The sequence below is a fragment of the Paramesorhizobium salinisoli genome (genome assembly GCF_003335045.1).
In the GTDB taxonomy this organism is placed as follows: Bacteria; Pseudomonadota; Alphaproteobacteria; order Rhizobiales; family Rhizobiaceae; genus Paramesorhizobium; species Paramesorhizobium salinisoli.
Genome location: NZ_QOZG01000005.1, coordinates 370,013 through 383,252 on the forward strand (window position 1 = coordinate 370,013; position 13,240 = coordinate 383,252).

The 13,240-nt window shown below is 62.2% G+C and carries 14 protein-coding genes; 6 read left to right on the top strand and 8 right to left on the bottom strand.

Features of this window, described 5'->3' with window-relative positions; all coding sequences use genetic code 11:
- Positions 1-44: 44 nt before the first annotated feature.
- The 4 genes from DUT91_RS14015 to DUT91_RS14030 all read right to left on the bottom strand — a co-directional run bounded on the left by DUT91_RS14015 (position 45) and on the right by DUT91_RS14030 (position 3,191).
- Positions 45-635 carry a histidine phosphatase family protein gene (locus DUT91_RS14015; RefSeq protein ID WP_114441011.1) on the bottom strand — a complete coding sequence of 197 codons (591 nt, stop codon included), beginning with the start codon at positions 633-635 and terminating at the stop codon, positions 45-47.
- 14 nt (positions 636-649) lie between these two features.
- Positions 650-1,468, bottom strand: a complete 819-nt coding sequence (fabI, locus tag DUT91_RS14020) for an enoyl-ACP reductase FabI (RefSeq protein ID WP_114441012.1) — start codon at positions 1,466-1,468, stop codon at positions 650-652.
- 166 nt (positions 1,469-1,634) lie between these two features.
- Positions 1,635-2,615 carry a DnaJ C-terminal domain-containing protein gene (locus DUT91_RS14025; RefSeq protein ID WP_114441220.1) on the bottom strand — a complete coding sequence of 327 codons (981 nt, stop codon included), beginning with the start codon at positions 2,613-2,615 and terminating at the stop codon, positions 1,635-1,637.
- Positions 2,616-2,750: 135 nt separating this feature from the next.
- Positions 2,751-3,191 (bottom strand): RT0821/Lpp0805 family surface protein, encoded by a 441-nt coding sequence (locus DUT91_RS14030; RefSeq protein WP_342634456.1) that lies wholly within the window; start codon positions 3,189-3,191, stop codon positions 2,751-2,753.
- 67 nt (positions 3,192-3,258) lie between these two features.
- Here DUT91_RS14030 and pdxH point away from each other — a divergent pair, with 67 nt between their 5' ends.
- Together pdxH and DUT91_RS14040 are read left to right on the top strand one after the other, a co-directional pair.
- Positions 3,259-3,879 (top strand): pyridoxamine 5'-phosphate oxidase, encoded by a 621-nt coding sequence (gene pdxH / locus DUT91_RS14035; RefSeq protein ID WP_114441013.1) that lies wholly within the window; start codon positions 3,259-3,261, stop codon positions 3,877-3,879.
- Entirely contained in the window at positions 3,876-4,319 is a 444-nt protein-coding gene (locus tag DUT91_RS14040) for an NUDIX hydrolase (protein WP_245419717.1), read from the top strand. The genes pdxH and DUT91_RS14040 overlap by 4 nt, the downstream gene beginning before the upstream one ends.
- 5 nt (positions 4,320-4,324) lie before the next feature.
- Here DUT91_RS14040 and ubiA read toward each other — a convergent pair whose 3' ends face one another.
- Complete coding sequence (gene ubiA, locus DUT91_RS14045) at positions 4,325-5,326, bottom strand: 4-hydroxybenzoate octaprenyltransferase (protein WP_114441015.1); 1,002 nt, start codon at positions 5,324-5,326, stop codon at positions 4,325-4,327.
- Positions 5,327-5,607: 281 nt separating this feature from the next.
- Here ubiA and purD point away from each other — a divergent pair, with 281 nt between their 5' ends.
- Complete coding sequence (gene purD / locus DUT91_RS14050) at positions 5,608-6,891, top strand: phosphoribosylamine--glycine ligase (RefSeq protein ID WP_114441016.1); 1,284 nt, start codon at positions 5,608-5,610, stop codon at positions 6,889-6,891.
- Positions 6,892-6,899: 8 nt separating this feature from the next.
- Here purD and DUT91_RS14055 read toward each other — a convergent pair whose 3' ends face one another.
- On the bottom strand, positions 6,900-7,718 hold the full coding sequence (locus DUT91_RS14055; RefSeq protein WP_114441017.1) for a helix-turn-helix domain-containing protein: 819 nt from the start codon (positions 7,716-7,718) through the stop codon (positions 6,900-6,902).
- Between the two features lie 114 nt (positions 7,719-7,832).
- On the opposite strand from DUT91_RS14055, the gene DUT91_RS14060 reads away from it, so the two are divergent.
- The 3 genes from DUT91_RS14060 to DUT91_RS14070 all read left to right on the top strand — a co-directional run bounded on the left by DUT91_RS14060 (position 7,833) and on the right by DUT91_RS14070 (position 10,802).
- A complete protein-coding gene (locus DUT91_RS14060) occupies positions 7,833-8,153 on the top strand; it encodes a DUF1330 domain-containing protein (RefSeq protein WP_114441018.1) in 321 nt (106 codons plus the stop codon).
- Positions 8,154-8,274: 121 nt separating this feature from the next.
- Positions 8,275-10,044: an acyl-CoA dehydrogenase family protein gene (locus DUT91_RS14065; protein ID WP_114441019.1), complete on the top strand. Its 1,770-nt coding sequence runs from the start codon at positions 8,275-8,277 to the stop codon at positions 10,042-10,044.
- Between the two features lie 8 nt (positions 10,045-10,052).
- Complete coding sequence (locus DUT91_RS14070) at positions 10,053-10,802, top strand: crotonase/enoyl-CoA hydratase family protein (RefSeq protein ID WP_114441020.1); 750 nt, start codon at positions 10,053-10,055, stop codon at positions 10,800-10,802.
- Positions 10,803-11,015: 213 nt separating this feature from the next.
- Here DUT91_RS14070 and DUT91_RS14075 read toward each other — a convergent pair whose 3' ends face one another.
- Positions 11,016-11,582, bottom strand: coding sequence for a DUF6101 family protein (locus DUT91_RS14075; RefSeq protein ID WP_114441021.1), 567 nt, complete (start codon positions 11,580-11,582; stop codon positions 11,016-11,018).
- A gap of 226 nt (positions 11,583-11,808) precedes the next feature.
- Positions 11,809-13,239, bottom strand: a complete 1,431-nt coding sequence (locus DUT91_RS14080; protein ID WP_114441022.1) for an FAD-binding oxidoreductase — start codon at positions 13,237-13,239, stop codon at positions 11,809-11,811.
- Between the last annotated feature and the right edge of the window lies 1 nt (position 13,240).

Genomic DNA, 13,240 nt, shown 5'->3' on the forward strand with positions numbered 1-13,240 from the left:
GATTTCTCCGGCTCTCTTACGCGTCGAATGGGACGCACAGCGCTTTAAATCCAGGTCAGCCTGCCGTTTTCGAGCCGGAGCAACCGGTCCTGCGGGATAGACAGATTGGCGGCCTCGTGGCCGTCCATGTGCTCCATGAGATAGAACAGCGTGCGTATGCACCCGCCATGGGTGACGCAGACAGTCGGCTGGTTTACCTGCTCCAACCAGTGCTTTATGCGCCGCGACAGGATCATATAGCTTTCGGCGGAATCGCCCGGCGGAACGAAATTCCATTTGTCGCGGGCACGGGCCTGGACGAGATCGTCGCGCTCCCGGGCGATATCCTCGATCATATGGCCCTGCCAATCACCGAAATTCACCTCCATCAGTTGGGGATCGGTGCGGTAGGCCTTGGGATCGAGATCCATGCGCGTGCGGATGCGCTCCATCGTCTCGCATGTGCGCTTGAGCGGGCTTGCGACGAAATCGAAGCCGGGAGCCTTGCCGATCAGGGCTTTCAGTTTATCGCCATTGCGATCAGCCTGAATGCGGCCGTGCCGGTTTATATCCGTATCGACCTGCCCCTGAATGCGCTGCGACACGTTCCAGTCTGTCTCGCCGTGACGCGAGAAGTAGATGATTTCCCGTATCACTGCGAGTTGTCCCGTTATTCCTTGACCACGGAGATATCGGGCGCATCGACGGCCTTCATTCCGACCACATGGTAGCCGGAATCGGCATGATGCACCTCGCCGGTCACCGACCGCGAGAGGTCGGAAAGGAAATAGAGGCCGACATCGCCCACTTCCTCGATCGTCACCGTGCGGCGCAGCGGCGCGTTATACTCATTCCACTTCAGGATGTAGCGGAAATCGCCGATGCCGGACGCGGCGAGCGTCTTGATCGGCCCGGCGGAGATGGCGTTGACGCGGATATTCTTCGGTCCGAGATCGACGGCAAGATATTTGACGCTCGCCTCAAGCGCGGCCTTCGCGACGCCCATGACATTGTAATTCGGCATGACCTTTTCCGCGCCGTAATAGGTCAGCGTCAGGATCGAACCGGCATCCGTCATCAGCTTTTCGGCGCGCTTGGCGATAGCCGTCAGCGAATAGACCGAGATCAGCATGGTCTTGGAGAAATTGGCTTCCGAGGTGTCGACATAACGACCGGTCAACTCTTCCTTGTCGGAAAAGCCGATGGCGTGGACAACGAAATCGAGCTTGCCCCATTTCTTTTCGAGCGCATCGAAAACGGCATCGATCGTCGCCGCATCGGATACATCGCAATGGCCGCATACAAATGCGCCAAGCTCCTCGGCAAGCGGCTCGACGCGCTTCTTCAGCGCATCGCCCTGATAAGTGAAAGCAAGCTCGGCGCCCGCTTCATGCGCGGCCTTGGCGATACCCCAGGCGATGGAACGATTGTTCGCAACCCCAAGGATCAGCCCGCGTTTTCCCTGCAACAAACCAGATTTGGCGGTCATACCCCGACCCTCGTCAAAATTGTTTTTGGTATCATAGTGCCCTATCGCACAGCGTTGCACGGGCTTCAAGCAAGAGCGTTGAAAAAGACGGTAATTATCAAAAACTTGATACATCCGGCGCGTGCGCATCTTTCACACGCGCCAAAGTTCATGAAATATGCGCGGATCAGGCCGCGCGCCGTTGCAGCAATGCTTCCAGCTCCGGATCGTGATCTTCCGGCAGCATCACCCGCACATGCACGAAAAGATCGGCGCGCTCGCCGGTCTTCACAGGCAATCCCTTGCCTTTCAACCGGAGGACGCGGTCGGAGCTCGACCAGGGCGGTATCTTCACCGCAATCCGGCCATCAAGCGTCTCGACCTCGATCCGTGAGCCCAGAACGGCGTCGGAGAGCGAAACCGGCAGATCGAGGTGCAGGTCGCGGCCCTCCAGCTTGAAGCGCTGATGCGGCTTGAAGCGAATCGTCACAAGGGCATCGCCCGGCGCACCGCCAAGCATCGCCTCGCCCTGCCCCTTCAACCGGATCGTCTGGCCATCCTCGACATATTTCGGCAGCTTGATCGACAGCCGCTTGCCATTGGGAAAGATCGCCTCGACCTTCTCGGCGCCGACCGCCTGTTCGAGATTGATCTCGATGGAGGCGTTGAGATCGGCTCCCTTGGCCGGTCCTCCGCGGGACCGCGGGCGCGGGCCGGTGCCGGCTGCGCCAAAGCCTCCGCCGAAAAGCTCGTTCAAAATATCTTCGGCGCCGGAAAAGCCGCCCTGGCTGAACCCGCCCTGATTGGGTCCTCCGGGGCCTGAACGAAATTCAAAGCCGCCGCCCATTCCACCGGGGCCGCCAGGGCCACCGCGGGCAAAGCCGGCGAAGGGATCGCCGCCGGCCCCACCGGGTCCGCCACCGCCCGGAAAGCCCTGGAATACCGGCTTGCCCTCAGCGTCGATTTCGCCACGGTCGAACTGCGCCCGGCGCTCCTTGTCGCCGACAATATCATAGGCTTGGCTTGCCTCGGCAAAACGCTCCTTCGCCTTCGGATCATCCGGATGCTGATCGGGATGAAACTTCTTGGCAAGCTTGCGGAATGCCGATTTTATCTCTTCGGGCTTCGCCGTCCTGGCGACGCCCAGCACGCTATAGGGATCGCGCATCTTGTTCCTCTTTGCGGAAGAAAACTGTCTGAAATCGCCATTCATATGCGCATTTCAGGACTAAACTTCCAGATTTTCCTCGAAAAATCCGCCGCTTATGCCGGAATGCTATCTGATTGCCGGCGCTGGGGCGGCTCAAAGCGGCGCGAAGGATCTGAGCATCCATGCGCCGTCCTTTTCCAGGCAGGTCTCGCCGCGATAAATGGATACGCCGTCGAACGCCTCGCGTGAGGTCTGGAAACGGCGGCAAAGCCCGGTGTCGGATTTGGTCTCGGCCACGGTGGTGATAGTACCCTGGCTGCCGGTTTCGGGATTTGCCCAGGGGATCGGCGTCTCTCCCCATTTCCTGAAGTCGAGCGCCGATACGATGTTGCGGATCGTCAGTTGATCGGAGAGCTTGCTGCCGTCGGTCTCGGCCTGTTGCGCGGCTGGTACAGACCCGGTAATGGTCGTCGAGTCGGGAACGGCCTTCTCGATGCTGAACCCTTTCATGGCGCAACCGGCAAGCGCACACAACGCTACCGCCGCCACCAGGCGAGCGAAGCGGGTAACGGCAGGACGGCCGGTCGCGGACATGTTGGCGAGGCGCGCATTTTCGAATGCCAAAGCCTTTCCCTTTTTCTGATGCTGACGAGGCGAGATTATGGGCGACACCGAGTTAACAAGCAGTGACTTTACGCAGGCTTCGCAGCCGTTTCAACTCTTCGCCGAGTGGCTTTCGGACGCAACGAAATCAGAACCTAACGACCCCAACGCGCTGGCGCTAGCCACTGTCGACGAAAATGGCCTGCCGAATGTCAGAATGGTTCTTTTGAAGGACTTTGACGAGAGCGGATTCGTCTTTTACACAAATTATGAAAGCCAGAAGGGTCGCGAGATTCTTGCGTCGCAAAAGGCGGCCATGTGCTTCCATTGGAAATCGCTGCGGCGACAGGTGCGGATACGCGGGCCAGTGGAGCAAGTGAGCGCAGAGGAGGCCGACATCTATTACGCGTCGCGCCCGCGGGGCAGCCGCATCGGCGCCTGGGCATCGAAACAATCACGCCCGCTGGAAAGCCGCTTCGCGCTGGAAAAGGCCGTCGCCGAATATTCGGCGCGCCATGCCATAGGCGATATCCCCCGTCCACCCTACTGGTCCGGCTTCCGCCTGCGCCCGGTTTCCATCGAGTTCTGGCACGACCGCCCTTTCCGCCTGCATGACCGGGTGCTCTTCACCCGCGCCGCGCCGGAGGGCGAATGGGAAAAGGCGAGGCTTTATCCGTGACTGAACAGCCTGCCGAAGCCTTGCCTGTGATCAGGATCGCAGCCGGCCTCATCGTCGATGACGCCGGACGCGTTCTTCTGGTGCGAAAGCGGGGAACGGAAGCATTCATGCAGGCGGGCGGCAAGATCGAGCCGCGCGAGATGGCAACCGACGCGCTCGCCCGCGAATTGTCGGAGGAGCTCAATCTTACGCTCGACCCCGACGGCCATGAACATCTCGGACAGTTCATCGCCCAAGCGGCAAATGAAACGGGGCACATGGTGGAGGCGGAGGTGTTCTTCATGCGGGTACAAGCGCCCGTCTTGCCCTCCGCCGAAATCGAGGAGGTCGTCTGGGTCGATCCTTCTGACACAGCCGATTTGCCGCTTGCGCCGCTGACCCGCGACCATCTCCTGCCCATTGCCAGGCACCGTTTTACGGCGACGCCTCGCGGCGTCTAGACAGATCACACCAGCGGCTTCAGCACCACCCAGAGCGCGCCAAGCACCAGCCCCGCGAAGATCAGCCAGCCAACGGTGCTGTTCGATTTGAACAGCCGCAGGCACTGGTCGGGATTGTCGATGTCGAGCATGGTGATCTGGCGATACATATGCGCGCCAGCGGCGAGCAGACCGGCTAGGGCCGGCATCGGCACCTCGGCCGTGGCGAAAGCGCCGACGAACAGCGCCAGCGCGCCGCCATAGAGCACGAGCAGGGCTTCCCTGGTCCGGCTCCCGAACAGGCGGGCGGTGGAGCGGACGCCGACCAGCGCGTCGTCCTCCTTATCCTGATGGGCATAGATCGTGTCATAGCCGATGGTCCACAGGATCGAGCCGGCATAGAGCAGGAGCGGCGGAAGAGCCAGGGAGCCCTTGTCGGCGGCCCACCCCATGAGCGCGCCCCAGGAAAAGGCGAGTCCCAGAACGAATTGCGGCCAGTTGGTAATCCGTTTCATGAAAGGATAGGCCGCGACGATCGCGAGCGAGCCAATGCCGAGCAGGACCGCAAACTGATTGAACTGCAAGAGCACGGCGAGGCCGACGAGCGCCTGCAGGACAAGGAATATCTTCGCCTGCCTGCGCGTCACCTGCCCCGATGGCAGCGGCCTGGAACGGGTTCGGGCCACCTTGTCGTCGATATTCTGGTCCACCAGATCATTATAGGTGCAGCCGGCGCCGCGCATGGCGATGGCGCCGATGAGAAACAGGACGAGATGCCATGGCGAAGGCAGCACGGACCATGCATCGCCGCCCGTTTTGGCCCCCGCGGCCGCGACGAGCGCCGCCGACCACCAGCATGGCCAGAGCAGCAATTGCCATCCGATCGGCCGGTCCCATCGCGCAAGCTGGGCATAGGGCCACAGCCATTGCGGCAGCGCGCGGTAGACCCAGTGGCCGGAGGGCGCGTCCATGACGCGGCCACGCGCGCCGCGCGATTGGATATCCGACTTGGGATTGGATTGCGGCATGATGTTTCCGTTCCTGCGGCCGGCTTTTTGCCTAGTTTTCTGGGCAAATACCGCCGCTGCTCTTGCTCCATCGCCTCGCGGACCATAGAGACCTGAGTGATAAGAGTCTGTTTGGAAACGGATCAGACCGAGCCGAAAGTGGTGATTTGCGAGCACCGGAGCGGAGCGTACAAAAAGTACGTGAGCACCGGAGCACAGGAAATCGCCATTTGCAGGCCGGTATCATCCATTTCCAAACAGGCTCTAAGCACTTACTTTCTTCGCGCAGATGGAGCAAGCCCATGAAAGTCCTGTTGATCGGTTCGGGCGGACGCGAACACGCACTGGCATGGAAGATCGCCGCCTCGCCGGTGCTGGACCAGCTCTATTGCGCGCCGGGCAATCCGGGAATCGCCGAGGTCGCGGCCTGCGTCGCGCTCGATGTCTCCGATCATGCGGCTGTCGTTGCATTCTGCCGGGACAAGGGGATCGATCTCGTTGTCGTTGGCCCCGAAGCGCCGCTTGTCGCCGGCCTTGCCGACGATCTGCGCGCGGCCGGTATCAAGGTGTTCGGCCCCTCAAAGGCGGCGGCGCAGCTTGAAGGTTCCAAGGGCTTCACCAAGGATCTCTGCGCCCGCTTCGATATCCCGACCGGCGCCTATGGCCGGTTCAACAATGCGCCGAAGGCCAAGGCTTATATCCGCGAGCAAGGCGCGCCCATCGTCGTCAAGGCTGACGGGCTTGCAGCCGGCAAGGGCGTCGTGGTCGCCATGACGCTCGACGAGGCGCTGGAGGCCGTCGATGCCTGTTTCGAGGGCGCATTCGGCTCCGCCGGGGCGGAAGTCGTCGTCGAGGAATATCTCGACGGCGAGGAGGCAAGCTTCTTCTGCATCTGCGACGGCAGGACGGCACTGCCATTCGGCACCGCGCAGGACCACAAGCGGGTCGGCGATGGCGACACCGGCGTCAACACCGGCGGCATGGGCGCCTATTCGCCCGCGCCTGTCATGACGCCTGATATGGTGGAGCGCACGATGCGCGAGCTGATCGAGCCGACCATGCGCGGCATGGCGGAAATCGGCGCTCCCTTCTCCGGCGTCCTGTTCGCCGGGCTGATGATTACTTCAGACGGCCCCAAGCTCATCGAATACAACACCCGCTTCGGGGATCCGGAAACCCAGGTGCTGATGATGCGGCTGAAGGACGATCTCCTGCTCCTGCTCAACGCCGCCGCCGACGGCATGCTCGATCAGGTCTCGATCCGCTGGAGCGACGATCCGGCGCTGACTGTCGTGATGGCTGCCAAGGGCTATCCGGCCTCGCCGGAAAAGGGCAGCGTGATCAAGGGGCTGGACGAGACCGCGAAGCTCCCCGACGTACAGATCTTCCACGCGGGCACGGCGATGAAGGACGGTGCGCTCGTCGCCAATGGCGGTCGCGTACTCAACGTTACGGCCACAGGCAAGACGGTCGCCGAGGCGCAGGCAAAAGCCTATGCGGCGGTCAAGGCTATCGACTGGCCCGGCGGCTTCTGCCGCTCCGATATCGGCTGGCGCGCCGTAGCGCGGGAGAAGGCCAGCAACTGAAGCTTGCCTTAGGCTTCTGGCGGAATTGCGAATTGGCGCATGATTTGCGCTGTCTCGCCATCGGCGGGAAAGAAGGATTCGATGACGAGTTCGGAAAGCGTGATGTCGACCGCCGTGCCGAAGACGGTCGTGGTGGAGAGAAATGAAAGCGTGCCCTTGTCCGTGGCCAGCATGAACGGCACCGCTATGCCGGAAAGCGCCGTGTCACCCCTGTAGGGCTTCGCGCCCGTCGGGACGGCATAGGACCTGATTTCCTCGACAAGCTGCGCCAGGGCGCTATCAGGCAGATGGTCCATCTGCCTGATGAGACGGTCGATCACATGCGCGCGCCATTGGCGATAATTGACGATCCGGGGGCCCAGCCCTTGCGGATGGAGGCTGAGGCGCAGGACATTGACCGGCGGCGAAAGCAATCTCGCATCCACGTCCTGGAGCAGAAAATCCACGGCTCGGTTGGCGGAGATCAGGTTCCAATGCCTGTCGACGGCAAGCGCCGGGTGTGGCTCGTGCCCCTGGAGAATCAGATCGACCGCCTGCATGGCAGTTTCCATTTCCCGGTCATCCAGAGCGCGTTCGCGATAGACCGGCGCATAGCCGGCGGCAAACAGCAGCGCGTTTCGCTCGCGCATGGGAATGGCAAGATGATCCGCCAGATGCAGCACCATCTCCCGGCTCGGCTGGGAGCGCCCGGATTCGACGAAACTCAGATGCCGCTGTGAAATTCCGGCCTCGGATGCGAGGTCCAACTGGCTCTGGCGCCGCATCCTGCGCCAGGACTGAATGAGATTTCCGACTGAGGGCGATGTTTGGGGCGATGTCTGGATCATGGGGCCAAACTATCATGGCGGTGCGTAAATCCAATTACCTCTGATGTAATCGACTTGCCGTGCGGCAGCGGGAATATTCGGCCTCGTTGCAATCCAAGCCAAAGGAACAAGACCATGACCGCATATGCCGCCGCTCTCCTGCACAACGTCAAAATGGGCCCCGAAATTGTCGCGTATCTGCAGAAAATCGATGACACACTGGCGCCTTTTGGCGGACATTTCATCATTCACGGCAGCGAAGCGACCGTCCTTGAAGGCGTATGGCCCGCCGATCTGGTCGTTATCGCCTTCCCCGATATGGAGCGCGCCCGTAACTGGTATGCCTCCCCCGCCTATCAGGCGATCCTGCATCTGCGCACCGACAATTCCGAAGGTGGCGTCGTTCTTCTGAACGGCGTCGATGAAAGTCATAAAGCCACGGATATTCTGGGCTGATCGGCCCGGATGGCCACCGGCGTTATTGACGTTTACGTAATGAGCCGATAGCAATTTCCTCATAGGCAGGAATGACCCGGCGCCCCAGCAGGGGTGCCCGGTCCGCCCCGGAGGAGAATTCATGTATCGCGCGCCCATCAAGGACATTGCCCATTCGCTGAAGGTCGCGGGACTCGCCGAAGCGCTTGAGGAAAAGCGCTTCGGCGATCTCTCGGCTGATCTTGTCGATGCCATTCTGGACGAGGCGGCGAAATTTGCCGGCGAGCGAATCGCGCCGCTGGCGGAAAGCGGCGACAAGCATGGCGCGACGCTGGAGAACGGGAACGTCACCACCGCGCCGGGCTGGACGGGACTCTATCGCGACTGGGCAGCCGGCGGCTGGAACGCGCTGACGGGCGATGAAGCCTATGGCGGCCAGGGGCTGCCGACGATGCTTTCCGTCGCCGTGTCCGAAATGTGGAATGGGGGCTCCCTGGCCTTCGCGCTTGCGCCGATGCTGACCATGGGTGCGGTCGAGGCGCTGGAAAAGCATGCATCCGACGAATTGAAGAAGCTCTACCTGCCGAAGCTCATTTCCGGCGAGTGGACAGGCACGATGAACCTGACGGAGCCGCAGGCGGGTTCCGATCTGGGCGCGCTCAAGGCACGCGCGACGCGCAATGGCGACGGCACCTACAGCCTCTTCGGCCAGAAGATCTTCATCACCTATGGCGAGCACGACATGACGGACAATATCGTCCATCTGGTGCTGGCAAGACTGCCCGACGCGCCTGCGGGAACGAAGGGCATATCGCTTTTCCTCGTGCCGAAATTTCTGGTCAATGCGGATGGCTCGCCGGGCAAGCGCAACGACGTGTTCTGCGCCGGCATAGAGCACAAGCTCGGCATCCACGCCTCCCCGACCTGCACCATGATCTATGGCGACGGCACGTCGGGTGAAGGTGCCAGGGGCTGGCTGGTGGGCGAGGAGAATCGCGGCCTCGCCTGCATGTTCACCATGATGAACAATGCCCGGCTGCTGGTAGGCATGCAGGGCGTCGCGGTGGCGGAAGCCGCCTACCAGAAGGCGCTGGCCTTCGCCCGCGAGAGGCGCCAAGGCCGCGCACCTGGCTCGAAGCCGGGTGATGCGATGAGCCCGATCATCGAGCATCCCGATATCCAGCGCACACTTTTGACCATGAAGGGGCTGACGCAAGGCGCCCGCGCAATCGCCTATGCCTGCGCCCATGCGCTCGACATGGCCCGTGTCAGCGAAAATGACGAAGCGCGCCATTGGACCGACCGTGCCAGCCTTCTGACGCCGGTGGCCAAGGCGTTTGCCACCGATATCGGCGTCGATGTCGCCTCGCTCGGTATCCAGGTGCATGGCGGCATGGGCTTCATCGAGGAGACGGGCGCGGCGCGGCTCCTGCGCGACGCGCGGATCGCGCCGATCTATGAAGGCACCAATGGCATCCAGGCCATCGACCTCGTGCAGCGCAAGCTGCCGCTTGGGAACGGCGAGCCTGTGAAGACCTATATTGCCGAACTGCGGGCCATCGTCGAGGAAACTGCCGCCTCCAATCGTGCAGGACTGGGCGATACCGCCACATGCCTTGCCTTTGCCATCGCCGATCTCGAAGAGGCGACGCTCTATCTGCAAGAGGCGCTGGCCGATGGCCGACAGGCGGAGGCGCTTTGCGGCGCGACGCCTTATCTCAGGCTGTTCGGGCTTGCCGCCGGTGGCGCATATCTCGCCAAGGGCGCACTAACCGAGGAAGATGCCGGGCGCGACGCGCTGTGCCGGTTCTATGCGGAAAATCTCCTGAGAGAAACAAACGCGCTGAAGCACCGCGTCATCGGCGGGGCAGACAGCCTCCTCGCCGCCGGTGCTGCACTTCGCGATTCGTGAGAGGCATCATGTCCCAACATATCGAAATCGAGCTCAGCGGGGCCGTGCAGATCATCCGCATCGCACGCCCGGAAAAGAAAAACGCGCTGACCCGCGCCATGTATGCGGCGATGGCAGAGGCGTTGCGCACCGGCGACGCCGACGACGTCATCCGGGTTCATGTCATCTTCGGTCAGCCGGGCGCCTTTTCCGCCGGCAATGACATGCAGGATTTCATGGCCGCCGCGATGGGCGGCACGATGGGCAATGAAGTGCTCGATTTCCTCGAAGCGCTGTCTACGGCGAAAAAGCCCGTGGTGTCCGGCGTCGATGGTTTGGCCATCGGCATCGGCACGACCATCCATCTGCATTGCGACCTGACCTTCGCCACGCCGCAATCCCTGTTCCGCACGCCCTTTGTCGATCTCGGGCTGGTGCCTGAGGCCGGCTCAAGCCTGCTCGCCCCGCGCCTGATGGGTTATCAGAGGGCTTTTGCGCTTCTGGCGCTCGGAGAAGGATTTTCAGCGGAAGCGGCGAAGGAAGCAGGGCTTGTCCACCGCATCGTCGAGCCGGCGGGACTTGAACCCGCCGTGCTGGAAGCGGCACAGGCGATCGCCGCCCGCCCGCCGCAGGCAATGCAACTGACCAAGGCGCTGCTGCGCACGCCGGATGAACCAGCCGGCGAGCGGATCGCCCGCGAGGCGAAGCACTTTGCTGAGCGCCTTGGCTCGCAGGAAGCGCGCGAGGCGGTGGCGGCGTTTTTGGCACGGAAGAAGTAAGCTTTTGGGTTGGAGGCGAGGTGCAACACCCCCCTCTGCCCTGCCGGGCATCTCCCCCACAAGGGTGGAGATTACGCTTTCATAGCGTTAGCCGCCAATCGCAGATGTTGCAGGATAAATACTGAAAGTCGCGCCAGCCATCTCCCCCCTTGTGGGGGAGATGGCTGGCAGGGCAGAGGGGGTGTTCCGTAAAGCACGGTAGGTGAACCCACCCTATTTCCGCGCAATGATCTCCGAGCCGGAAATCACCAGCCGAACGCCGAGATTGCCGGTCTTGCGGCGGGCGAGGAAGCGGGGGCGGCGGCGGCGGGGTTCCTGGCCCTGGCGGCGCGGCTGGGGAGCGGATGCGCCGACGGGGCCGGTGCTTTCTTCCAGCGGACGGGCGACGCCGTCCTCCTCGACCAGCATCATCGGCAGATTGAACGCTGCCGACCAGGCGCGCCAGTCGGCCGCCACGTCATCGAGATCATGGGCGACCAGAAGCGGCACGGAAAGCTGCGGATCGGCATGCATCAGTTCGAGCGTCACGGTGATCTGGCCGTATTCGTCCTCCACGGCGCGCGCCGTAACGCCCCGGAAGGCGCGGGCGGGTAGAGCGATCGACATCGGCAGACCGCTCGATGGCAGGATGCGGCGGATCACCGCGCCGCGTTCATCGATGGTAAAGGTGATATCACCTCTCTCATCACGCGTCGCATAGGTCACGACCTGCGGAAAGTGAAATGGATCCAGCCGCAATTCGCGGCCCGCCCATACTGGCTTAAGCCCTTGGTTCATCATTTTTGACGCCTCTGTCTCTCCTGAGAGCCGGTGTTCCGGTCTCCCTGTCATTCGGGCCGTTTTTCCGGCCTCGTTGAGATTGAGAATAGGCGTGGTTTGTTACCGCCGGGCTTAATTATTTCGGTTAAATTTTCCTGATTTGGCAGATGGTTATCAGAATGAGACCGGGTGTAAGGATCTGGAAAGTCGGAGTAAAGAAAGACTGACCGACTGGGGGCTGCTGATCTTAGATGGTCTTGCCCGGATTCATGATGCCTGCCGGATCGAAGGCGGCCTTGATCTTCTTCATCAGGGCAAGCGCGACCGGGCTCTTGAAATGAACCAGTTCGTCGCGCTTCAGCTGGCCGATGCCGTGCTCGGCGGAAATCGACCCGCCATAACTCGCAACAATGGTATGGACCCGATGATTGACCTCACCCCAGCGGGCGAGGAAGGCCTCCTTGTCGGCGCCCACGGGCTGCGAAATGTTATAATGCAAATTGCCGTCGCCCATATGGCCGAAGCAGACGATGCGCGCGCCGGGGATCATTTCCAGAACCGCCCTGCCCGCCTCCTCGATGAAAGCGGGGATCGAAGCGACCGGCACGGAAATATCGTGCTTGATCGAGCCGCCTTCCGGCTTCTGCGCCCAGGACATCTCCTCGCGCATCTTCCAGAACATCTGCTCCTGCGCCACGCTTTCGGCAATCGCGGCGTCCTGCACGAGATCGGCCTCATAGGCCTCTGTCAGGATCGTTTCCAGGATGGCGCGGGCGTCTTCAGACGAGCGGGAGGATGAGATATCGATCAGCGTGTACCAATCATGCGGGCTTTCCAGCGGATCGCGCGCGCCCTCGACATGGCGCACCGTGAACTCCACGCCGATGCGCGGCATCAGTTCGAAGCCGGTCAGCGAGGGGCCGGCATGCTCGGTGGCGAGGCTCAGGAGTTTCAGGGCATCGGCGGGGCTTTTGAGGCCCGCATAGGCGACGCCCTTGCCCTTGGGCTGTGGGTAGAGCTTCATCACCGCCGCCGTGATGACGCCGAGCGTCCCCTCCGCGCCGATGAAAAGGTCCTTCAGATCGTAGCCGGTATTGTCCTTCTTGACGTAGCGCAGATCATCGAGGATTTCACCCGTCGGCAGCACGACTTCGAGCCCGAGGCAGAGTTCGCGCGTATTGCCATAGGCGAGAACCGCCGTGCCGCCGGCATTGGAGGAAAGATTGCCGCCGATCTGGCAGGAGCCCTCCGCGCCGAGCGACAGCGGAAAGAGCCGGCCCGCCTCCACCGCCGCATCCTGCAGCACCTTCAGCACCACGCCAGCCTCCACCGTCGCCAGATTGCCCGCTGTGTCGATGGAGCGGATGCGGTTCATGCGCGAAAGCGACAGGATGATGGCGCGCCCGGTTTCATCGGGCTGCTGCGCGCCGACGAGGCCGGTGTTGCCGCCCTGCGGCACGATGGGCGTGCCGGTTTCGGTGGCGAGCCTGAGAATTTCGGAGACTTCCTGCGTCGAGCCGGGCCGCAGCACCATCGCGGCGCGCCCGTGATAGAGATCGCGCTGCTCGATCAGATAGGGCGCGATGTCCTCCGGCGCCTGCAACGCATTTTTTTCGCCGACAATGGCGGCAAAGCGATCGAGAATGGCCTTATCGGGATTTGTCGGCTGTATCGTCATG

What these genes read in the sequence shown, in the direction of transcription:
- fabI (WP_114441012.1), bottom strand. Translation starts at nt 1,468, where the DNA reads ATGACCGCCAAATCTGGTTTGTTGCAGGGAAAACGCGGGCTGATCCTT.
- DUT91_RS14025 (WP_114441220.1), bottom strand. Translation starts at nt 2,615, where the DNA reads ATGCGCGATCCCTATAGCGTGCTGGGCGTCGCCAGGACGGCGAAGCCC.
- DUT91_RS14030 (WP_342634456.1), bottom strand. Translation starts at nt 3,191, where the DNA reads ATGTCCGCGACCGGCCGTCCTGCCGTTACCCGCTTCGCTCGCCTGGTG.
- pdxH (WP_114441013.1), top strand. Translation starts at nt 3,259, where the DNA reads ATGGGCGACACCGAGTTAACAAGCAGTGACTTTACGCAGGCTTCGCAG.
- ubiA (WP_114441015.1), bottom strand. Translation starts at nt 5,326, where the DNA reads ATGCCGCAATCCAATCCCAAGTCGGATATCCAATCGCGCGGCGCGCGT.
- purD (WP_114441016.1), top strand. Translation starts at nt 5,608, where the DNA reads ATGAAAGTCCTGTTGATCGGTTCGGGCGGACGCGAACACGCACTGGCA.
- DUT91_RS14055 (WP_114441017.1), bottom strand. Translation starts at nt 7,718, where the DNA reads ATGATCCAGACATCGCCCCAAACATCGCCCTCAGTCGGAAATCTCATT.
- DUT91_RS14060 (WP_114441018.1), top strand. Translation starts at nt 7,833, where the DNA reads ATGACCGCATATGCCGCCGCTCTCCTGCACAACGTCAAAATGGGCCCC.
- DUT91_RS14065 (WP_114441019.1), top strand. Translation starts at nt 8,275, where the DNA reads ATGTATCGCGCGCCCATCAAGGACATTGCCCATTCGCTGAAGGTCGCG.
- DUT91_RS14070 (WP_114441020.1), top strand. Translation starts at nt 10,053, where the DNA reads ATGTCCCAACATATCGAAATCGAGCTCAGCGGGGCCGTGCAGATCATC.
- DUT91_RS14075 (WP_114441021.1), bottom strand. Translation starts at nt 11,582, where the DNA reads ATGATGAACCAAGGGCTTAAGCCAGTATGGGCGGGCCGCGAATTGCGG.
- DUT91_RS14080 (WP_114441022.1), bottom strand. Translation starts at nt 13,239, where the DNA reads ATGACGATACAGCCGACAAATCCCGATAAGGCCATTCTCGATCGCTTT.